The sequence below is a fragment of the Pseudomonas sp. CFBP 13711 genome, assembly GCF_014842265.1.
In the GTDB taxonomy this organism is placed as follows: Bacteria; Pseudomonadota; Gammaproteobacteria; order Pseudomonadales; family Pseudomonadaceae; genus Aquipseudomonas.
Genome location: NZ_JACYVI010000001.1, coordinates 415,809 through 436,108, shown reverse-complemented (window position 1 = coordinate 436,108; position 20,300 = coordinate 415,809). Strand labels below are relative to the sequence as shown.

At 61.5% G+C, this 20,300-nt stretch carries 18 protein-coding genes; 11 read left to right on the top strand and 7 right to left on the bottom strand.

Features of this window, described 5'->3' with window-relative positions:
- Window positions 1–8 precede the first annotated feature (8 nt).
- Window positions 9–929 (top strand): ornithine carbamoyltransferase, encoded by a 921-nt coding sequence (gene argF, locus IFT47_RS01990; RefSeq protein WP_192171589.1) that lies wholly within the window; start codon window positions 9–11, stop codon window positions 927–929.
- Window positions 926–2,005: an ABC transporter ATP-binding protein gene (locus tag IFT47_RS01985; RefSeq protein WP_192171590.1), complete on the top strand. Its 1,080-nt coding sequence runs from the start codon at window positions 926–928 to the stop codon at window positions 2,003–2,005. The genes argF and IFT47_RS01985 overlap by 4 nt, the downstream gene beginning before the upstream one ends.
- 42 nt (window positions 2,006–2,047) lie before the next feature.
- Here IFT47_RS01985 and IFT47_RS01980 read toward each other — a convergent pair whose 3' ends face one another.
- Together IFT47_RS01980 and ybaK are read right to left on the bottom strand one after the other, a co-directional pair.
- The gene (locus tag IFT47_RS01980) at window positions 2,048–2,836 is read right to left on the bottom strand and encodes a PhzF family phenazine biosynthesis protein (protein ID WP_192171591.1); all 789 of its coding nucleotides are present in this window, start codon (window positions 2,834–2,836) and stop codon (window positions 2,048–2,050) included.
- Window positions 2,837–2,944: 108 nt separating this feature from the next.
- Window positions 2,945–3,415, bottom strand: a complete 471-nt coding sequence (gene ybaK, locus IFT47_RS01975) for a Cys-tRNA(Pro) deacylase (RefSeq protein WP_192171592.1) — start codon at window positions 3,413–3,415, stop codon at window positions 2,945–2,947.
- 297 nt (window positions 3,416–3,712) lie between these two features.
- Here ybaK and glpK point away from each other — a divergent pair, with 297 nt between their 5' ends.
- From glpK to IFT47_RS01930, 9 genes are all read left to right on the top strand, one after another.
- The gene (glpK, locus tag IFT47_RS01970) at window positions 3,713–5,218 is read left to right on the top strand and encodes a glycerol kinase GlpK (RefSeq protein WP_192171593.1); all 1,506 of its coding nucleotides are present in this window, start codon (window positions 3,713–3,715) and stop codon (window positions 5,216–5,218) included.
- Between the two features lie 95 nt (window positions 5,219–5,313).
- The gene (locus IFT47_RS01965) at window positions 5,314–6,069 is read left to right on the top strand and encodes a DeoR/GlpR family transcriptional regulator (RefSeq protein ID WP_074888955.1); all 756 of its coding nucleotides are present in this window, start codon (window positions 5,314–5,316) and stop codon (window positions 6,067–6,069) included.
- 215 nt (window positions 6,070–6,284) lie between these two features.
- Entirely contained in the window at window positions 6,285–7,856 is a 1,572-nt protein-coding gene (glpD, locus tag IFT47_RS01960; RefSeq protein ID WP_192171594.1) for a glycerol-3-phosphate dehydrogenase, read from the top strand.
- 398 nt (window positions 7,857–8,254) lie between these two features.
- Window positions 8,255–9,169, top strand: a complete 915-nt coding sequence (locus IFT47_RS01955; protein WP_122622341.1) for a glutamate/aspartate ABC transporter substrate-binding protein — start codon at window positions 8,255–8,257, stop codon at window positions 9,167–9,169.
- Between the two features lie 117 nt (window positions 9,170–9,286).
- Entirely contained in the window at window positions 9,287–10,033 is a 747-nt protein-coding gene (locus IFT47_RS01950; RefSeq protein ID WP_192171595.1) for an amino acid ABC transporter permease, read from the top strand.
- Window positions 10,030–10,698 carry an amino acid ABC transporter permease gene (locus tag IFT47_RS01945; RefSeq protein ID WP_172612954.1) on the top strand — a complete coding sequence of 223 codons (669 nt, stop codon included), beginning with the start codon at window positions 10,030–10,032 and terminating at the stop codon, window positions 10,696–10,698. Before IFT47_RS01950 ends, IFT47_RS01945 begins: the two co-directional genes overlap by 4 nt.
- Window positions 10,695–11,429, top strand: coding sequence for an amino acid ABC transporter ATP-binding protein (locus tag IFT47_RS01940; RefSeq protein WP_192171596.1), 735 nt, complete (start codon window positions 10,695–10,697; stop codon window positions 11,427–11,429). Before IFT47_RS01945 ends, IFT47_RS01940 begins: the two co-directional genes overlap by 4 nt.
- A gap of 88 nt (window positions 11,430–11,517) precedes the next feature.
- Window positions 11,518–13,416, top strand: a complete 1,899-nt coding sequence (locus tag IFT47_RS01935; RefSeq protein WP_192171597.1) for a sensor histidine kinase — start codon at window positions 11,518–11,520, stop codon at window positions 13,414–13,416.
- 115 nt (window positions 13,417–13,531) lie between these two features.
- Complete coding sequence (locus IFT47_RS01930; protein WP_192171598.1) at window positions 13,532–14,857, top strand: sigma-54-dependent transcriptional regulator; 1,326 nt, start codon at window positions 13,532–13,534, stop codon at window positions 14,855–14,857.
- 227 nt (window positions 14,858–15,084) lie between these two features.
- Here the strand turns inward: IFT47_RS01930 and IFT47_RS01925 are convergent, their stop codons facing one another.
- The 5 genes from IFT47_RS01925 to IFT47_RS01905 form a co-directional block, all read right to left on the bottom strand.
- Window positions 15,085–16,014, bottom strand: a complete 930-nt coding sequence (locus IFT47_RS01925) for a PfkB family carbohydrate kinase (protein WP_192171599.1) — start codon at window positions 16,012–16,014, stop codon at window positions 15,085–15,087.
- Window positions 16,004–17,473, bottom strand: a complete 1,470-nt coding sequence (locus tag IFT47_RS01920; protein WP_192171600.1) for a purine-cytosine permease family protein — start codon at window positions 17,471–17,473, stop codon at window positions 16,004–16,006. The genes IFT47_RS01925 and IFT47_RS01920 overlap by 11 nt, the downstream gene beginning before the upstream one ends.
- Window positions 17,474–17,632: 159 nt before the next feature.
- Window positions 17,633–18,649, bottom strand: a complete 1,017-nt coding sequence (locus IFT47_RS01915; protein ID WP_192171601.1) for an ADP-ribosylglycohydrolase family protein — start codon at window positions 18,647–18,649, stop codon at window positions 17,633–17,635.
- Window positions 18,646–19,359, bottom strand: coding sequence for a GntR family transcriptional regulator (locus tag IFT47_RS01910; protein ID WP_192171602.1), 714 nt, complete (start codon window positions 19,357–19,359; stop codon window positions 18,646–18,648). Before IFT47_RS01910 ends, IFT47_RS01915 begins: the two co-directional genes overlap by 4 nt.
- A gap of 169 nt (window positions 19,360–19,528) precedes the next feature.
- Complete coding sequence (locus IFT47_RS01905; RefSeq protein WP_192171603.1) at window positions 19,529–20,197, bottom strand: DsbA family oxidoreductase; 669 nt, start codon at window positions 20,195–20,197, stop codon at window positions 19,529–19,531.
- Between the last annotated feature and the right edge of the window lie 103 nt (window positions 20,198–20,300).

Here is a 20,300-nt window from a genome sequence, read left to right as displayed (position 1 = left end):
AGTTAATGATGAGCGCAAGGCACTTTCTCTCGATGATGGACTACACCCCCGCTGAGCTGGTCGGGGTGATTCGTCGCGGCGTTGAGCTGAAGGACCTGCGAAATCGAGGCGTGCTCTTCGAGCCGTTGAAGGGCCGCATCCTGGCGATGATCTTCGAGAAATCCTCGACGCGGACCCGTGTCTCGTTCGAAGCCGGGATGATCCAGCTGGGCGGCCAGGCCATCTTCCTCTCTCCTCGGGACACCCAACTGGGCCGTGGCGAGCCGATTGCCGATGGCGCCCGGGTCATGTCGCGGATGGTCGATGCCGTGATGATCCGGACCTTTGCCCACAGCAACCTCACCGAATTCGCCGCCCATTCCCGCGTACCGGTCATCAACGGCCTGTCCGATGACCTTCATCCCTGCCAGTTGCTGGCCGACATGCAAACATTCCTCGAGCATCGCGGCTCCATCCAGGGAAAAACGGTCGCGTGGATCGGCGATGGCAACAACATGTGCAACAGCTATATAGAAGCAGCGATTCAGTTCGACTTTCAGTTGCGGGTCGCCTGCCCGGAAGGCTACGAACCCAGCGCGCATTTCCTGGCCCTGGCGGGTGATCGCGTGACCCTGACTCGTGCCCCCCACGAAGCGGTGAAAGGTGCGCATCTGGTCTCCACCGATGTCTGGACGTCGATGGGGCAGGAAGAGGAAGCCGCCAAGCGTCTGGCCCTGTTCAAGCCGTTCCAGGTCACCCGCGAAATGCTCGACCGCGCGGCTGAAGACGTGATTTTCATGCACTGCCTGCCAGCGCACCGTGGCGAAGAGATCAGCGAAGACTTGCTGGATGACCCGCGTTCGGTGGCGTGGGATCAGGCCGAGAACCGGCTGCATGCGCAGAAAGCCCTGCTTGAATTCCTCGTGGCGCCGGCCTTTACTGCCCCATGAGCCAGCCCCTGCTGCTGACCCTGCATAACCTCGCCTGCGGTTATCAGGACCAACGGGTGGTGCAGAACCTCAATCTGCACCTGAATGCCGGCGACATCGGGTGCCTGCTGGGTTCGTCCGGCTGCGGCAAGACCACCACCCTGCGCGCCATCGCCGGTTTCGAGCCGGTACACGAAGGCGAGATCACGCTGGCCGGCGAGGTCATTTCACGGGCCGGTTTTACCCTGGCCCCGGAGAAGCGCCGCATCGGCATGGTGTTTCAGGACTACGCGCTGTTTCCGCACCTCACGGTCGCCGACAACATCGCCTTCGGCATCCGCAACCATCCGCGCCAGAAGCAGGTGGTTCAGGAGATGCTGGAGCTGGTTAACCTGGGCGCACTGGGCGCGCGTCACCCTCACGAACTTTCCGGAGGACAGCAGCAACGTGTAGCGCTGGCCCGCGCACTCGCGCCGGAGCCGCAGTTGTTGCTGCTGGATGAGCCGTTTTCAAACCTGGATGGCGAGTTGCGTCGGCGCCTGAGCCACGAGGTGCGCGACATTCTCAAGGCCCGTGGCACCAGCGCGATTCTGGTGACCCACGATCAGGAAGAGGCTTTTGCCGTGAGCGACCATGTCGGAGTTTTCAAGGACGGTCGGCTGGAACAGTGGGACACGCCCTACAACCTCTATCACGAGCCGGCGACGCCTTATGTCGCCAGTTTCGTCGGACAGGGTTATTTCATTCGCGGGCACTTGATCGATGCCGAGTCAGTGCAGACCGAATTGGGCGTGCTGCGGGGCAATCGTGCCTACGCCGGCGCGCGCGGCACCCCGATGGATGTGTTGCTGCGCCCTGACGACCTCATTCATGCGCCCGACAGCCCGATCAAGGCCCGCGTTGCGAGCCTGACGTTTCAGGGCGCTGCCACTTTGTATCGCCTGCAACTGCCGACCGGCACGCAGCTGGAGGCGTTGTTCCCCAGCCACGTGGATCTGCGCGCCGGGGATCAGGTCGGCTTCGAAGTCTCGGCCGAGCATCTGGTGCTGTTTCCAACCTCGGGCAGCGTGCCGGTGCATCGAGACGTCGCGATCTGAAGGCCTGTCATTCTCGATCAGGCACCTTCAGCCCCGCATCAACTATCCAAGTATCAACGCGCCGCTGGCCACCAGCGTCGCGTGCCCGCCAATCTTCACTCGGTCACCCTCCAGCCGGCAGAACAGCTCCCCTCCCCGCGCCGACGCCTGATAACCCGTCAGGCTGAACTTGTTCAGTCGCGCCGACCAGTAGGGAATCAGGCTGCAGTGGGTCGAGCCCGTGACCGGGTCTTCATTGATGCCGATGCCCGGCGCGAAGTAGCGCGAGACAAAATCGTAGCGTTCGCCGTCACCCTTGGCGGTCACGATCACACCCGGCCATGGCAACCGCGCGATGGCGGCAAAGTCGGGTTTGCAATCGCGAACCGCCTGCTCGGATTCCAGCACCACGAGCAATTCCGCAGCACTCAGCACGTCGACGACGGCGGTGCCGAGAGCCCGCTCGATATCCAACGTCACCCCCTGTTCGGCGGGCGGCATCGACGGAAAGTCCAGGACCAGCCGATGACTTTCACGGCTCACGCTCAGCGGCCCGGATTTACCGGTGAAGTGAATGACTTCAGCCTTCTCGCCGTACTTCTCGAACAGCACGAAGGCGCTGGCGAGGGTCGCATGCCCGCAGAGCGGCACTTCATGGGTCGGGGTGAACCAGCGGATGTGCCAGGCCGGGGCTTCACGGACCAGAAAGGCGGTCTCCGACAAATTGTGCTCGGAAGCAATCTGCTGCATCAATTGATCGGAAAGCCAGGCGTCCAGGCGGTAGACCATTGCCGGGTTGCCTGAGAACGGGCGGTCGGTGAAAGCATCGACCTGATGGAATTCAAGCTGCATGGAAGGCATCCCCGTGTAAAGAAATGCGGCGACCCGGTTCGGGCGCTGCGGATCTGCGGCCAGCATCACCGCATGAAAGGGTCAGGCATTTCTGACGAACCTGGCGAATCATTCCCGGCCAATCCGGGCAAAGGAGGCACCGGTGTGTTGTGCAAGTACGGCGGCGGGCAGCTCGACTTCAAGCCCGCGTCGACCCGCGCTGACAAAAATCGTCGCGAAGGGTTGAGCGGACTCATCGATGAAGGTGCGCAGCCTTTTCTTCTGTCCCAGCGGGCTGATCCCGCCCAGGAGATAACCGGTGGCACGCTGGGCGGCGGCCGGGTCAGCCATTTCTGCTTTTTTTGCGCCTGCGGCATGGGCCAGCGCTTTCAGGTCCAGCGAGCCCACGACGGGGACCACCGCGACCAGCAGCTCGCCTTTTTCGGTGCTGGCCAGCAGGGTCTTGAACACCTGAGCGGGGGCCAGATCCAGTTTTTCTGCCGCTTCCAGGCCATAGGAGGCGGCTTTGGGATCGTGCTCGTAACTGTGCACGCGATGTTCGGCGCGAACCTTTTTCAGTAAATCCAATGCAGGGGTCATGCAGTGCTCCAGACAGCCAGACACTTTCTTGTTTGCTGCCGATACTTTAGGCCATCGGTTATCGAAATGCCTGCGTTTGCGCAGGACTTATCCACTAATATCGGCGACTCGAAACTTTCATCGATAAGGTTCGCTTTCGACCTTTGACAAGGTTCGTTTACGTCTATATTTTTTCGAATACGAATATCCCGCTTGCTTCCTTGACGCCATCCCGGTATTCAGTGCGCAAAGGCACTTGGCACAGGCAACAAAACGGACGGCAGTTTCCGGAATCTCGTTTCATCACAGGCATTCACCATGACCGACACCGAAAATAAGAATTACATCATCGCTCTGGATCAAGGCACCACCAGTTCCCGCGCCATCATTTTTGACCGTGATGCCAACGTGGTGAGCAGCGCACAGAGCGAGTTCGTTCAGCATTATCCCCAGCCTGGTTGGGTCGAGCACGATCCGATGGAAATCTTCGCCACCCAGACTGCGTGCATGACCAAGGTGCTGGCCCAGGCCAACCTGCACCACAACCAGATCGCCGCGATCGGTATCACCAACCAGCGTGAAACCACGGTGGTCTGGGAGAAAGACACCGGCCGGCCGATTTACAACGCCGTGGTCTGGCAATGCCGCCGCAGCACCGAGATCTGCCAGCAGCTCAAGCGCGACGGTCTGGAAGACTACATCCGCGACACCACCGGTTTGGTCATCGACCCGTACTTTTCCGGCAGCAAGCTGAAGTGGATTCTTGATCACGTTGAGGGCAGCCGCGAGCGCGCCCGCCGTGGCGAGCTGCTCTTCGGCACCGTCGATAGCTGGCTGATCTGGAAATTTACCGGCGGCAAGGTGCACGTCACCGATTACACCAACGCCTCGCGCACGATGATGTTCAACATCCATACGCTGGAGTGGGATCAGCGCATGCTCGATGTGCTCGACGTGCCCCGGGAGATGTTGCCTGAGGTCAAGTCGTCGTCCGAAGTCTACGGCCACAGCAAAAGCGGCATCCCCATCGCCGGGATCGCCGGCGATCAGCAATCGGCATTGTTCGGCCAGATGTGCGTCGAGCCGGGTCAGGCGAAGAACACCTACGGCACCGGCTGCTTCCTGCTGATGAACACGGGCAAGAAAGCCGTGAAATCCAATCACGGCCTGTTGACCACCATCGGCTGCGGTCCGCGCGGTGAAGTCGCGTATGCGCTGGAAGGCGCTGTATTCAACGGCGGCTCCACCGTGCAGTGGTTGCGCGACGAGCTGAAAATCGTCAACGACTCCATGGACACTGAATACTTCGCCACCAAAGTGAAGAACAGCAATGGCGTTTATCTGGTGCCTGCGTTCACCGGCCTGGGCGCGCCCTACTGGGACCCGTATGCACGCGGCGCCTTGTTCGGCCTGACCCGTGGCGTCAAGGTCGATCACATCATTCGTGCGGCGCTGGAGTCCATCGCCTACCAGACCCGCGACGTGCTGGACGCCATGCAACAGGACGCTGGCGAGCCCCTCAAGGCTCTTCGCGTTGACGGCGGCGCAGTGGCAAACAACTTCCTCATGCAGTTCCAGGCCGACATTCTCGGCACGCCGGTGGAGCGCCCGAAAATGCGCGAAACCACCGCACTGGGCGCGGCATACCTGGCCGGTCTCGCGATCGGGTTCTGGAGCGGGCTGGACGAGCTGAAGGGCAAGGCGGTCATCGAGCGCAAGTTCGAGCCGCAATGCGATGACGCCGAGAAGGAAAAACTGTACGCCGGCTGGCGCAAGGCGGTGGACCGTACGCGCGACTGGGAACCCCACGAAGAAGCTGAATAAGCGCGATCCTGAACGGAGCGGCGGAGGCATTTTTTCCGGCTGACAGGTAATGGCTGCCTGCGGCATCATGGGCGCCCGTGCCCGAAGGATAAAAAATGAATCTGCCACCCCGTCAACAGCAGATCCTCGAGCTGGTCCGTGAGCGCGGCTACGTCAGCATCGAGGAAATGGCGCAGCTGTTCGTCGTGACCCCACAAACCATTCGCCGCGACATCAATCAGCTCGCGGAAATGAACCTCCTGCGTCGCTACCACGGCGGCGCGGCCTACGACTCCAGCATCGAAAACACTGCCTACGCCATGCGTGCCGACCAGATGCGTGATGAGAAGCAACGCATCGCCGAGGCCATTGCTGCGCAGATACCCGATCATGCGTCGCTGTTCATCAACATCGGCACCACCACCGAATCCATCGCCCGGGCGCTGCTCAACCACAACCACTTGAAGATCATCACCAACAACCTGCACGTGGCGTCGATTCTCAGCGGCAAGGACGACTTCGAAGTGCTGCTGGCAGGCGGCAATGTGCGCCGGGATGGCGGCGTGGTCGGTCAGGCGAGCGTGGATTTCATCACGCAGTTCAAGGTCGATTTCGCCCTTGTGGGCATCAGCGGGATCGACGAGGACGGCAGTCTGCTGGATTTCGATTATCAGGAAGTGCGCGTTTCCCAGGCGATCATCGCCAACGCGCGTCAGGTGATTCTGGCTGCTGACTCCAGCAAGTTCGGCCGTAACGCGATGGTTCGCCTGGGGCCGATCACGCTGATCGACTGCCTGGTGACTGACCAGACGCCTGTGCCCGCACTGGCGCAACTGCTGACGCAGAACAAGATTCGGCTGGAAGTGGTTTAACCCTCGATCCATGGGCGAGCGCGATTCCAGCGCTCGCTTCACTTCCGATGTTCACTTTTGTTCCTTTCCTCGCTCTCCCATCAGTATTTTCAATAAATACTGAGTGGCTGTGTTCGCCTTATTGCGCTACTATTTTCGGAAATGAACATAAATGTTCGAATTCGCCCTCCCCATAGCGCAGCATTCGAACGCGATCGAACACTCAGGAGGCCCCGATGGCCCAGTCCAGTTTGCCGACCCCACCCCTTTCCGAGGTCTATGACGTTGCCGTGATCGGTGGTGGCATCAATGGTGTCGGTATCGCGGCAGACGCATCGGGCCGAGGCCTTTCGGTCTTTCTCTGCGAGAAGGACGACCTTGCCAGCCATACGTCTTCAGCCAGCAGCAAGCTGATCCACGGCGGCCTGCGCTACCTGGAACACTACGAATTCCGTCTGGTTCGCGAAGCGCTGGCTGAACGCGAGGTGCTGCTGGAAAAAGCGCCGCACATCGTCAAGCCGATGCGTTTCGTATTGCCTCACCGCCCGCACCTGCGCCCTGCGTGGATGATCCGCGCCGGGCTGTTCCTGTATGACCACCTTGGCAAACGCGAGAAACTGGCAGCGTCAAAGACCATTCGCTTTGGCGCCAACAGCCCGCTGAACAGCTCGATCACCAAGGGTTTCGAGTACTCAGATTGCTGGGTTGACGACGCTCGTCTGGTGGTCCTCAACGCCATGGCCGCCCGTGAAAAAGGCGCGCACATTCATACCCAGACCCGCTGCCTGGGCGCCCGTCGCAGCGGCGGCGTGTGGCACATGAACATGGAACGTGCGGACGGCAGCCTGTTTTCCATTCGCGCCAAAGCGCTGGTCAACGCAGCCGGTCCATGGGTCGCCAAGTTCATTCGTGAAGACCTGAAGCTCGAATCCCAGTACGGCATTCGCCTGATTCAGGGCAGCCACTTGATCGTGCCGAAGCTGTATGAAGGCGAAAACGCGTTCATTCTGCAGAACGAAGATCAGCGAATAGTGTTCGCCATTCCGTACCTGGAACGCTTCACCATCATCGGTACGACCGACCGCGAATATTCTGACGATCCCGGCAAAGTAGCGATCACCGAAGGTGAGACCGACTACCTGCTAAAAATCGTCAACGATCACTTCAAGAAGCAACTCAGCCGCGCCGACATTCTGAGCACGTGGTCGGGTGTGCGTCCGCTGTGCAATGACGAGTCTGACAACCCGTCGGCGATCACCCGCGACTACACCTTGTCGCTGTCGGGCAGTGCTCAAGAAGCGCCGATCCTCTCCGTGTTCGGCGGCAAGCTGACCACCTACCGCAAGCTGGCGGAATCGGCGATGCAGCAACTCGCGCCGTTCTTCCCGCAGATGAAGCCAAGCTGGACCGCGAAAGCCAGTCTGCCGGGCGGTGAAAGCATGACCACGCCTCAGGCACTGGCCGCCGAGCTGCAACAGCGTTGCACCTGGCTGCCGGCAGAGATCGCCAAGCGTTGGGCCATTACTTATGGGTCCCGCAGTTGGCGCATCGTGGAGGGCGTTCAGACACTGAGCGATATGGGCGAACACTTGGGCGGCGGTCTGTACAGCCGCGAAGTGGATTACCTGTGCAGCGAGGAATGGGCGACCAAGGCCGATGACATCCTGTGGCGCCGGACCAAGCTTGGTTTGTTCACCAATGCCCAGGAGCACGAGAACGTTCAGCGGTACCTGGACAATGTCGCCAGCAGCAATGGGGCGATTGACCGGCTTGACTGGTCAGTACCGGCACCAAAGATCCACGCATAATTCGCCAGACCAAATTCCCGGCTAAAGCCGGTCCTACTGAAATGACGCGATTTTGTAGGACCGGCTTCAGCCGGGAAAGCGTCAGAAGTCACACGGCAAAACCATTGGCTACCCACTCTGAAACCCCTGCGATACCATTCGGATTCCCGAACACCCTCCCCCTCCCGATTCGGAATCCCGGACGGCCGAGTCCCTGTGCACACATCCCTTCTGCGTAAATATCCCTAACTTTCATGCGCTTAGCTCCAGTCACCTCTCTGGCATGACTCATGCTCTACACTCTTGCACGATTGCTTCGATGTAGCGTGTCGCCTGACTGGGCCGCCGTTGAAGCGCTCTGAAACGATAGGGCCGTCCAACACCGGCCCAATAAAAAAAACAATGTCGAGGTAAACCAGATGCGCATCGTTCCCCACATCCTGGGCGCAGCCATTGCTGCCGCTTTGATCACCACCCCTGTTTTCGCCGCCGAACTGACGGGCACTCTGAAGAAAATCAAAGAGTCCGGCACCATCACCCTCGGTCACCGCGACTCCTCCATTCCTTTTTCCTACATCGCTGACGCTTCCGGCGTGCCAGTGGGCTACTCCGCTGACATCCAGCTGAAGATCGTCGAAGCGATCAAGAAAGACCTGGACATGCCTGATCTGAAGGTCAAGTACAACCTAGTCACTTCCCAGACCCGTATCCCGCTGGTGCAGAACGGTACCGTCGACGTTGAATGTGGCTCGACCACCAACAACGCCGAGCGCGCCCAGCAAGTCGACTTCTCCGTCGGCATCTTCGAAATCGGCACCCGTCTGCTGAGCAAGGCTGACTCGTCCTACAAAGACTTCGACGACCTCAAAGGCAAGAACGTCGTGACCACGGCCGGCACCACGTCCGAGCGCATCCTCAAGGCGATGAACGCCGACAAGCAGATGGGCATGAATGTCATCTCTGCCAAAGACCACGGCGAGTCGTTCCAGATGCTGGAATCGGGCCGCGCCGTTGCTTTCATGATGGACGATGCCCTGCTCGCCGGCGAAATGGCCAAGGCCAAGAAGCCGACCGACTGGGCCGTCACCGGCACCCCTCAGTCCTACGAAATCTACGGCTGCATGGTTCGCAAGGAAGACCCTGCGTTCAAGAAAGCCGTCGACGACGCCATCGTTGCGACCTACAAATCGGGCGAGATCAACAAGATCTACGACAAGTGGTTCACCCAGCCGATTCCGCCAAAAGGCCTGAACCTGATGTTCCCGATGAGCGAACAGCTCAAAGCGCTGATCGCCAACCCGAACGACAAGCCGGCGCCGGACAAGAAGGCCTGAGTCCTTCGCTCCGCCATTCTGACAACGTGAAAAGCCTGACTTCCGGAGACGCCCTGCGTCTTCGGAAGCCGCTACCTGGCGTGTGCGTGCATAACGATCGATAAGGGGGAGACCCTGATGAATTACAACTGGGACTGGGGCGTGTTCTTCAAGTCCACGGGCGTCGGCAGCGAGACCTACCTGGACTGGTACATCACCGGGCTGGGCTGGACCATCGCCATTGCCGTTGCTGCCTGGATCATTGCGTTACTCCTGGGCTCGCTGCTCGGGGTGATGCGTACGGTGCCAAACCGCATCGTTTCTTCCATCGCCGCGATTTACGTGGAAATTTTCCGTAACGTGCCACTGCTGGTGCAGCTGTTCATCTGGTACTTCCTGGTGCCGGATCTGCTGCCTGAGAATCTGCAGGAGTGGTACAAGCAAGACCTCAATCCGACCACCTCGGCGTTCCTGAGTGTTGTCGTGTGCCTGGGGCTGTTCACCGCCGCACGTGTCTGCGAACAGGTACGCACCGGTATTCAGGCGTTGCCGGTGGGGCAGGAATCCGCCGCCCGCGCCATGGGTTTCAAGCTGCCGCAAATCTACTGGAACGTGCTGTTGCCCCAGGCGTACCGGATCATCATTCCGCCGCTTACCTCCGAATTCCTCAACGTGTTCAAGAACTCGTCCGTGGCGTCGCTGATCGGCCTGATGGAATTGCTCGCGCAGACCAAACAGACCGCCGAGTTCTCCGCAAACCTGTTCGAAGCCTTCACCCTGGCGACGCTAATCTACTTCACGCTGAACATGAGCCTGATGCTGCTCATGCGTCTGGTCGAGAAGAAAGTCGCGGTCCCGGGCCTGATCTCCGTGGGAGGTAAATAATGGACTTCTCTGGAGTGATCCCTGCCATCCCGGGCATGTGGAACGGCATGCTCATGACGCTGCAATTGATGGCCATGGGCATCGTGGGCGGCATCATCATCGGCACGATTCTGGCGCTGATGCGGTTGTCGTCGAACAAGCTGGCGTCACGCGTTGCCGGCGCCTACGTCAACTATTTCCGTTCGATTCCGCTGCTGCTGGTCATCACCTGGTTCTACCTGGCGGTGCCGTTCGTGCTGCGCTGGATCACCGGCGAAGACACGCCGATCGGCGCGTTCACCTCCTGCGTCGTGGCCTTCATGATGTTCGAGGCGGCCTACTTCTGTGAAATCGTGCGGGCCGGCGTTCAGTCGATTTCCCGTGGCCAGATGGGCGCCGCTCAAGCATTGGGCATGACCTACGGCCAGATGATGCGCCTGATCATCCTGCCCCAGGCGTTCCGCAAGATGACCCCGCTGCTGTTGCAGCAGAGCATCATCCTGTTTCAGGACACCTCGCTGGTCTACACGGTCGGTCTGGTCGACTTCCTCAACTCGGCACGCTCCAGCGGCGACATCATCGGGCGCTCCAACGAGTTCCTGATTGTCGCCGGTCTGGTGTACTTCACGATCAGCTTCGCCGCGTCGCGCCTGGTCAAGTTCATGCAAAAAAGGTTAGCCGTATGATTTCCATCAAAAATATCAACAAGTGGTATGGGGACTTCCAGGTGCTGACCGTTTGCAGCACTGAGGTCAAAAAAGGTGAAGTGATTGTGGTCTGCGGCCCGTCGGGCTCGGGCAAGTCCACGCTGATCAAGTGTGTCAACGCGCTGGAGCCGTTTCAGAAAGGCGATATCGTGGTCGATGGCACATCGATCGCTGACCCGAAAACCAATCTGCCGAAACTGCGCTCGCGCGTCGGCATGGTGTTCCAGCATTTCGAGCTGTTTCCGCACCTGACCATCACCGAAAACCTGACCATCGCGCAGATCAAGGTGCTGGGCCGCAGCAAGGAAGAAGCCACGAAAAAAGGCCTGCAACTGCTCGAACGTGTCGGCCTCTCGGCCCACGCCCACAAGCATCCGGGGCAACTGTCGGGCGGCCAGCAACAGCGTGTGGCGATTGCCCGCGCGCTGGCGATGGACCCGGTGGTGATGCTGTTCGACGAACCGACCTCCGCGCTCGACCCGGAAATGGTCAACGAAGTGCTCGACGTGATGGTGCAACTGGCCCACGAAGGCATGACCATGATGTGCGTGACCCACGAAATGGGCTTCGCCCGCAAAGTGGCGGACCGGGTGATCTTCATGGACAAGGGCCAGATCGTCGAAGACTGCGAGAAGGAAGAGTTCTTCGGCGACGTCAACGCGCGTTCCGAGCGGGCTCAGCAGTTCCTCAACAAAATCCTGCAGCACTAAAAGCATTAGCCCTTCTAGGGCGTAAAAACCACCGGCCGCTCGTTCATGAATGATGAAACGAGCGGCTGGTCGGTCCAGGACGACTGTGATGAAATGCGACCCCCCTCTCTACCGCGCCGCGCCGCCATCACTCGCCGTGAAACCCCGACTGATCCGCCATCTGTTCGTGCCGCCGCTGATCATCCTGTTGATGATTGCGCTGGGTTACGTCACGTATCTGTACAGCGAGAAGAACGCCATCAAGGCGCTGGGTGAAAACGGTCAGCGTCAGCTGGAGCTGCACGCGCGCACCGTCGAGAGCGAGATCAACAAGTACAACTACCTGCCCAGCGTGCTGGAGCTGGAATCCAACGTTTCCGACCTGCTCAACAATCCGTCTGCGGAGTTGCGCGCCAAGGTCAACGATTACCTCGAAGGCCTGAACCGGCGCAGCCGCAGTCGGGCCATCTATGTGCTGGACACCACCGGCCGGGTGCTGGCGACCAGCAACTGGCGCGATGCCGACAGCTACCTCGGTGAGGACCTGTCTTTCCGCGCCTATTATCAGGACGCGATTCGCGGTCTGCCGGGCCGCTTCTACGGCATCGGCAGCACCACCGGGGAACCGGGTTACTACCTGGCCCACGGGCTGGAAGAGAAAGGCAAGATTATCGGCGTCGCGGTGATCAAGGTCCGGCTCGAAGCCCTGGAAGAACGCTGGCAGCGCGCGCGCCTGGAAGCGTTTGTCAGCGACGAGAACGGCATCATCATTCTCTCCAGCGACCCCGCCCGACGCCTCAAATCAGTCCGTCCGCTGACAGCCGAGATCAAAGAGCGGCTGGCGCGCAGCCTGCAGTATTACTGGTGGCCGCTCAACGAGCTGGTGCCGCTGGAACGTGAATCGATCGCCGACGGGGTCGAGAAGCTGACCTTTCCCGCCAACACCAGCGTCGACCATGAGCACACGGTGGTGAGTTATCTGGCACAGACCCGCGAACTGGCTGACACGCCCTGGCACCTGACCCTGCTGACGCCGCTGGAAGACTTGCGCCGGGAAGCCGCCAATCAGGGAATGCTGGTCGCCGTCGCCTGCGCGCTGGTGGCGTTTCTGCTGATTGCCTGGAACGAGCGCCGCAAGGTGATTTCCACCCGCCTCGCCGCCCGTGAAGCGCTGGAACAGGCGAACAACGAGCTGGAACGGCGCATCACCGACCGCACCGCCGACCTTCGCGCGAGCAACGAACGCCTGAAGGGCCAGATTCGTGAACGTCGCCAGGCCGAGGAAACCCTGCGCCAGGCCCAGGATGAATTGATCCAGGCCGGCAAACTCGCCGCCATCGGCCAGATGTCCACCAGCATCGCCCATGAACTGAATCAGCCACTGGCCGCGCTGCGCACGTTGTCGGGCAACACCGTTCGGTTTCTCGAACGGGGCGCGCTGGACACGGCGAGTGCCAACCTGCGCACCATCAACGATCTGGTGGATCGCATGGGCCGCATCACGGCCAGCCTGCGTGCCTTCGCCCGGCGAGGAGAAGACAAGGGCCAGGCGTCCCTGAGCAAGGCGGTCGAGGCTGCACTGCAGTTGCTGGCGGCGCGCCTGGACAATGCGTCGCTGGAGTTGCATCAGCAGATCGACGATATCGAACTGGCGATCGACCAGACCCGGCTTGAGCAGATTCTGGTCAACCTGATCGGCAACGCACTGGACGCCATGCAGGCGCAGCCGCTGCCGGTTCTGTGGCTGGAAGGTGACGTGTTCGAGGGCCGCTATCGGCTGCGGGTGCGGGACAACGGCCACGGCATCGACGCCGAAGCGCGCAAGCATTTGTTCGAACCCTTCTTTACCACCAAGCCCGGCGAACAGGGACTGGGGTTGGGCCTGACGCTGTCCGCCAGCCTCGCCGCTGCGGCAGGCGGCACGCTCAACGCTGAAGACCCGGCCGAGGGCGGCACGATGTTCGTGCTGGTGTTGCCTCTGGTTGATCCCGGGGCGGCGGGGGTATGAGAGATCAACGCATTGCCGGACATTTTCGGAGCCTGTTTGCTCGCGAAAGCAGTGTGGCAGTCACCCTGTCCAAAAACCTGACACACCGCTTCGCGGGCACGCACTGGAATACACCATGAACACTGATCTGACGGTCCTCATCGTCGAAGACGACCCGCATGTCCTGCTTGGCTGCCAACAGGCGCTGGCGCTGGAAGACATTCACAGCCAGGGCGTGGGCAGTGCGGAAGAAGCGCTGGCGTTGGTCAGTGAGAACTTCGCCGGCATCGTCATCAGTGACATTCGCCTGCCGGGCATGGACGGGCTTGAGCTGCTCAAGCGTCTGAAAGAGCGCGACCGAACCCTGCCTGTGGTGCTGATTACAGGTCACGGCGACGTGTCGATGGCCGTCGGTGCGATGCGCGATGGTGCGTACGATTTCATGGAAAAGCCCTTCTCCCCCGAGCGCCTGGTCGACGCCGCCCGCCGCGCCCTGGAGCAGCGCGGGCTGGCCCGGGAAGTCTGGTCGCTGCGCCGCCAACTGGCCGAGCGCAACTCCCTGGAAGGCAAGATCATCGGTCGCTCCCAGGCGATGCAGACCCTGCGCGCGCTGATCGCCAACGTCGCGGACACCTCGGCCAATGTGCTGATCGAAGGCGAAACCGGCACCGGGAAAGAACTCGTCGCTCGCTGCCTGCATGACTTCAGCCGCCGCCATGACCATCAGTTCGTAGCACTCAACTGCGGCGGCCTGCCAGAAAGCCTGTTCGAGAGCGAGATCTTCGGTCACGAGGCCAACGCGTTCACCGGCGCCGGCAAACGCCGCATCGGCAAGATCGAACACGCGCACAACGGCACGCTGTTTCTCGATGAAGTGGAAAGCATGCCCATCAACTTGCAGATCAAACTGCTGCGGGTGTTGCAGGAGCGCACCCTGGAGCGACTGGGGTCGAACCAGAGCGTGGCGGTGGATTGCCGGGTGATTGCGGCGACCAAGTCGGAGCTGAATGCGCTGAGCAAAGCGGGCCAGTTTCGCAGCGACCTGTATTACCGGCTGAACGTGGTGACCCTCGAACTGCCGCCCTTGCGCGAGCGGCGCGAAGACATCCTGCAGTTGTTCGAACATTTTCTGCAGCAGTCGTCACTGCGCTTTGACCGGGAAGCGCCGCAGCTGGACGCACAGACCCGCTCGGCGCTGCTCGCCCACGACTGGCCGGGCAACGTGCGCGAGCTGCGCAACGTCGCAGAGCGCTACGCATTGGGCCTGCCGGCGTTCAAGACCGCCGGTGCGGAAGTCGCCACCCAGAGCCTTGATTTCGCCGAAGCGGTGGAAGCGTTTGAGAAGAACCTGCTGGGCGAGGCGTTGCAGCGCAGCGGCGGGAATCTGAGTCAGGCCAGCCAGGAGCTGGGCATGGCCAAGACCACGTTGTTCGACAAGGTGAAGAAATACGGGTTGGGGTGAGCACTATCTCCGCTTGGTGAATCTGGCCTTAGGAGGGCGCTCTGATCGAGCATGCCGACACCGCCGAGATATCTGCCGACACATGACCTGTGGGAGCGAGCTTGCTCGCGAAGGGGACAGTACATCCGCTTAATCTTCAGCGGCTGAAATACCGTCTTCGTGAGCAAGCTCACTCCCACAAGGACCGCGTTATCTGCCCCACAAAGCGGCACATGGACGACCGGGTTTTAAAAGTCAGTGCTGCCCACTAGCTCATCCACCTCTGCCGCCGTCGGCGCAGTCGCCGGGCCCCAGCGGGTGACGGCAATGGCCGCAGCCGCATTGGCGCGCAATGCCGCTTGCGACGCTGAAAGCCCTGACGCCAGCCCGGCCAGCAACACCCCCGCATGGGCATCGCCGGCGCCGTTGGTATCGATGGCCGTCACCGGAAACCCCCGAACGTGCCGGGCTTCGGAACCCTGACGGATCCAGCAGCCATTCGGCCCGTCGCGCACAACAATCAGCGCGTCAGTGCGCAGCCAGTGCGCCAGCCTGTCGAGGGCCCCATCGATCGTCTCGCAGCGGGTGAAGCGCAGCGCCTCTTCTGCATTGCTCGTCCACAGCGTGATCAATGGCAACACCGCCGGCATGCCGGACGCCTGCGGCGAATCGATCAGCGGCCCCGGATCGAACACCACGCCCGCCCCTGCCGGCAACCGCGCGAGCCAATCCAGCAGCGTCGACACCTTGCATTCGTGCAGCAAGCTGTAGCCACTGACGAACACGAAATCCTCAGCCTGCACATCAACGCCGCGCAGATCCTCAGCCGACAAACTGCCCTCGGCACCGACGTAAGAAATGAACGAACGCTCGGCCGAAGGCTCGATGAGCGCCACCGACAGGCCCGTGTCCTGAACCGTGGAGGCCGCCGCCGCGATGTCGATGCCTTCAGCCGCCATGGCCTGCCGCGCCAGATCGCCGAAACGCCCCGCGCCGTGGCGACCGAGATACACCGTCGGCATGCCGCTGCGCCGTGCCGCGGCCATCACGTTGAATCCGCCGCCGGTTTCGAAAGCCGCCGAACGGGCGAGCACGTCGCCGCCGGAACGTGGCAAAGCGTCAAGCGCCATGACCAGATCGACCACGACCTGGCCGGTGTAGAGCAATCTAGCGGGCATGAACAACCTCTTTTGCAACGACACGACGGTCACGGGCACCGCCGAGCAAAGCATACAGACCGCCCGCCACCAGGAAGGTGACGATCCAGCCCAGTCCGTTATGGCCAAACCATGAGTCCGACAGCAAGCCCTTGAATATCACGTTCTCCGGCGTGGTGGCGACGGTGGTGAAACTGTAACCGAGCACGATGGCCAGGGCCCACGCACCCAGCGCACGCCACTCGATGCCGCCGCGATACCAATAGGCGCTGCGCGGCGAAACGTCCATCAAGTCAGCCGGTGAGTAGTAGTGGCGATGCATCAGGTCGACGACGAAGATCCCGACCCACGCGGTGATCGGCACGGCGAGCATCGAAATGAACGTGATGAAAGGGCCGTAAAAACTGTCGGCGATCAACATGAAGTAAATCGAGCCGGCGAAGATGGCCACGATGTCGACAATCACCGCGTGCACGCGTTTGATCTTCAGGCCCAGGGTCAGCGTGGTCAGCCCTGCCGAGTACACCGACAGGTTATTCGAGAGCAGCAGCCCGCCGAACGCCGTGATCAGGTACGGCACGGCCATCCAGGTCGGCAGCAGCTCGCGAATCGCGATGATCGGATCGGTGGCCGACGCCAAGTGGTCGTTGCCTACCGACAGCAGCCCACCCAAGGTGATCAGCAACACCAGCGGGATGCCCGCACCGAAAGCCGCCGACGCCACCAGCCGCGTGGCCTTGACGCTGCGGTGCTGATAGCGCGACATATCAGCGCCTGCGTTGGCCCAGCCGATGCCCGTGCCTGCCGCCATGGTGCCGATCCCGATGATCATCGCGCTCACCGGTGCAGGCGCAGCGTTGAACACAGCGGCCCAGTCGATGTGTGCGATCAGGAATCCGCCGACGATCACGTTCAACGCGCCGAAGATGTACGTCGCCCATTTCTGGATGACCAGCAAAGTGGCGTGGCCGAGGCCGGAAACGGTCAGTGTCATCAGTACGAAAATCGCGATGAACACCAGGGTCAGGCCCGGCGCACTCTTGGCCTCCACGGGCGTGGCGAAGAGGATCGAACACAGCGACAGCAGTACGAAAGCGGCGGTCGTGGTGTTCACGGTTTCCCAGCCCAGACGCGACATCAGCGAAACCATGGTCGGACCGATATTCCCACGCACCCCGAAAATCGCCCGCGAGAGCGTAAGACTCGGCGCCCTGCCCCGGCGGCCGGCAATGGAAATGACCCCGACCACCGCAAACGAGCCGGCCGCGCCGAGGATCGCCACGATGATCGCCTGCCCGATCGACAGCCCGCGAAAGGCCACGAGCGTCGCCCCCAGCGGCAGACCGAGGATGCTGATATTGGCCGCGAACCACACCCAGAAAAGCTGCAACGGGTGGCCGTTGCATTCGTTTTCCGGAACCGGTTCGATGCCGCGTGTTTCAAGCTGACCTGCGCCTTGAGCGGCGTTGGATGACGTCATGTGAATGCTCCTGTGCCATTTGTTCTGGTTGTGGGCAGTGCGCAAAGCAAACGACATCCGTGTCAGCGTGGGCTTTTGCAGGCTGCAAAAACCCTGGCTCGCCGCTGCATAGAGCCGCGAGGTAGGTCTTATTCGTTATACGGGCTGGCGTGGGTCGGATCAGACCCCGCGCAGGGACAACAACTGCTCGACAACCGGATACAGGTCGAGTCCGTTGACGGTCTGGATCTGTTTGATCAGCGGCTCAGGCCAGGCGCCCATGCCGGCGCAGGCACCGAGCATCGCCCCGAGAATGGCGGCGATGGTGTCGGTGTCGCCGCCCAGGCTGGCGGCCATGCACAGCGCATCAAATGCCGAGACCTGCCCGCGAGCCACGTGATGCGCGAGGGCGAAGGCTGCGACCACCGATTCCTGAGAGGCGACCGACGTGCCGATCACGTCATAAATCAGATCGGGCAGCTGTTCGTTGCTGCACCCGGCACACAGGTCTCTGGCCCACTGGATGCGCGCGGCAATGCGGCCCCCGGCGATCCAGTAGCCGAAGCTCTCGGCCTCTCGGGCGATGCGTCGACCAACCTCCAGAGCTTCGCCGAGGCTGGCACCGCTGATGCCCGCCGAGACCACCGCCGCCACCGCCGCTGCGCTGGAGATGCCGAGAGTGGTGTTGTGGGTGACCTGGCAGGCCTGTTTGACCGCCTCGATGAAGCGCGCTTCTTCGCGCACATCGAAGGCAATGCCCACCGGCGTGATGCGCATAGCGGCGCCGTTGGTGGTGCCGAAACGCCCGGCCTCCTCAGGGCTGTGCCCGGCCAGAATCATCTCGATGGCGCGCTTGGTCGAAGGGCCCAGCAGGTCTTGCGACCCTTTGGCCTGCATCACCGCCTCCCAGTCAATCAGGTGTTGCGCCAGGTCCGAAGGCTCGATGCGCCCTTCCCCGGCGACCAGCAATTCGGCGACCAGGACCGCCTGCTCGGTGTCGTCGGTGATCGACCCGGCGGGCATGTTCGGCGCAATCGGCTGATCGGCACCGGCGGCCTGCAAGGTTGTGATGCGGTCGAATCGCTGCCTGATCTGCTCGCGACTGAGGGACTGCGTTGGCATGCCCAGCGCATCGCCCAGTGCCAGTCCGTAGAAAGCGCCGAGGCCTCGGTCGCGGGTGTCGATCAGTGTGGTCATGTCGACGATCCAAAAGCCAGATGCAGACGAAAATGCACGGGGTCCAGCAGACTTTCCACGTGCTCCATGAAACGTTCGCGGCGATCAAAGGTGGTGCGCGTCGCCTTGAGAAACACCGAGCCCGGCTGCCGCAACATCAGCGCCGCGTCGTCGTTGCTCAGGGGCTCGGCGCCGATCCACTGATCGCCGCGATCACCGACATAGCCGTGGGCGGCCAGCGTGACTGTCAGCGAGTCTTCGATCAGCCCGTCGCGGGGCAGATTTTCCAGGCCGTCGCAAGCCGGAATCAGCACACGCTCCAGGGAAACCACGCTGCCATCCCCGGCAGTTCGACGGCGGTCCAGCGCGATGAACTCGGCTGTGCCAAACCGGCCCGCCAGATCAGGCCGCTGCACCGCCACCAGACGCAGAATCTCGGTGCTGACCTTGGCGCCGGTGTCGGCCAGGGCCTGTGCCCACCCGGCACGCTGATCCAGCGAGATGCCGTCATAGGTCACGATCGAACCGACGCCGGTTTGCGTGGCGATGTAGTTGCGTCGCTTGAGCTCGGACAGCGCTTCCCGCAGCGTGCCACGGCTGACGTTGAATTCCTGCGCGAGCAGGTTTTCGCCGGGCAGCAATTCGCCCGAGCCCATCTGGCCGCTCTCGATGCGCCGCGCCAGCTCATCCACCACGCGTTTTTTCTTGTCGAATCGAACCTGTCTAATCATGTACAAATTGATATCCGAAAGTGGCTGGGAGGAGCAAGTGTTTTTTGAAATGCAACCGTCGATGAGTAACAGCAGATGACGGTCAGCAGCGCGCGTTTTGATAAGTGTCCAAAGCCTGAGAGCCCGGAATACCCACAGGCGCGCTGCCCGTCATGGTCGACTACCCGCTTTAGTCGACCGGGTTAACCACGCTCGATTCTTCGCCCACGATCTGACGAATGGCGCTGACGAACACGTCGACAGGCTGCCCACCGGAAACGGCGTACTGGTCGTTGAAGACGATTGTCGGCACCGAGCTCACGCCCCGCGACACCCACAATTGTTCCAGTTCGCGAACTTCGCTGGCGTACTGGTCGCTGCCCAGCAAGGCCTCGGCGCGCACTCGATCCAGGCCCACTTTCTGCGCGACATCCGCCAGCACCTGATGGCTGGATACGTTGGCATGCTGGCTGAAATAGGCGGTGAACAGCGCTTCTTTCAGCGCGTGTTGCTTGCCTTCCAGCTCGGCCCAATGAAGCAGTCGATGGGCGTCGAAGGTGTTGAATATGCGTCGCTCGCCCTGCTTGAAGACAAACCCGAGTTCTGCGCCGCGCTCGCGAATGTTTTCGGCATTGGCCTGGAATTGCTCGCGGGTCGAGCCGTACTTTTCGGCGATGTGCTCGAAGATGTCCTGGCCTTCCGGCGGCATCTGCGGGTTGAGTTCGAAGGGCTGGAAGTGAATGTCGGCTTGAACTTCATCGCCCAGATGCTCGAGCGCCTGGTCCAGCGCGCGCAGGCCGACGATGCACCAAGGGCAGGACACGTCGGAGATGAAGTCGATTTTCAGCGGAATGCTCATGGCAGCCTCGTGCAAGAGAGGAAAAGCTGCACGATACGCCGATCACGACGGCGCTCACACCCTACACCGGCGCGCTTGTTCTCAAGCAGCGGATCAAGCCCGC

Excerpts from the sequence above, each read along its gene's own strand:
- IFT47_RS01985 (WP_192171590.1), top strand. The coding sequence starts at position 926 with ATGAGCCAGCCCCTGCTGCTGACCCTGCATAACCTCGCCTGCGGTTAT.
- IFT47_RS01965 (WP_074888955.1), top strand. The coding sequence starts at position 5,314 with ATGAATCTGCCACCCCGTCAACAGCAGATCCTCGAGCTGGTCCGTGAG.
- IFT47_RS01910 (WP_192171602.1), bottom strand. The coding sequence starts at position 19,359 with ATGATTAGACAGGTTCGATTCGACAAGAAAAAACGCGTGGTGGATGAG.
- IFT47_RS01920 (WP_192171600.1), bottom strand. The coding sequence starts at position 17,473 with ATGACGTCATCCAACGCCGCTCAAGGCGCAGGTCAGCTTGAAACACGC.
- argF (WP_192171589.1), top strand. The coding sequence starts at position 9 with ATGAGCGCAAGGCACTTTCTCTCGATGATGGACTACACCCCCGCTGAG.
- IFT47_RS01940 (WP_192171596.1), top strand. The coding sequence starts at position 10,695 with ATGATTTCCATCAAAAATATCAACAAGTGGTATGGGGACTTCCAGGTG.
- ybaK (WP_192171592.1), bottom strand. The coding sequence starts at position 3,415 with ATGACCCCTGCATTGGATTTACTGAAAAAGGTTCGCGCCGAACATCGC.
- IFT47_RS01905 (WP_192171603.1), bottom strand. The coding sequence starts at position 20,197 with ATGAGCATTCCGCTGAAAATCGACTTCATCTCCGACGTGTCCTGCCCT.
- glpD (WP_192171594.1), top strand. The coding sequence starts at position 6,285 with ATGGCCCAGTCCAGTTTGCCGACCCCACCCCTTTCCGAGGTCTATGAC.
- IFT47_RS01980 (WP_192171591.1), bottom strand. The coding sequence starts at position 2,836 with ATGCAGCTTGAATTCCATCAGGTCGATGCTTTCACCGACCGCCCGTTC.
- IFT47_RS01935 (WP_192171597.1), top strand. The coding sequence starts at position 11,518 with ATGAAATGCGACCCCCCTCTCTACCGCGCCGCGCCGCCATCACTCGCC.
- IFT47_RS01930 (WP_192171598.1), top strand. The coding sequence starts at position 13,532 with ATGAACACTGATCTGACGGTCCTCATCGTCGAAGACGACCCGCATGTC.
- IFT47_RS01955 (WP_122622341.1), top strand. The coding sequence starts at position 8,255 with ATGCGCATCGTTCCCCACATCCTGGGCGCAGCCATTGCTGCCGCTTTG.
- IFT47_RS01925 (WP_192171599.1), bottom strand. The coding sequence starts at position 16,014 with ATGCCCGCTAGATTGCTCTACACCGGCCAGGTCGTGGTCGATCTGGTC.
- IFT47_RS01915 (WP_192171601.1), bottom strand. The coding sequence starts at position 18,649 with ATGACCACACTGATCGACACCCGCGACCGAGGCCTCGGCGCTTTCTAC.
- IFT47_RS01950 (WP_192171595.1), top strand. The coding sequence starts at position 9,287 with ATGAATTACAACTGGGACTGGGGCGTGTTCTTCAAGTCCACGGGCGTC.
- glpK (WP_192171593.1), top strand. The coding sequence starts at position 3,713 with ATGACCGACACCGAAAATAAGAATTACATCATCGCTCTGGATCAAGGC.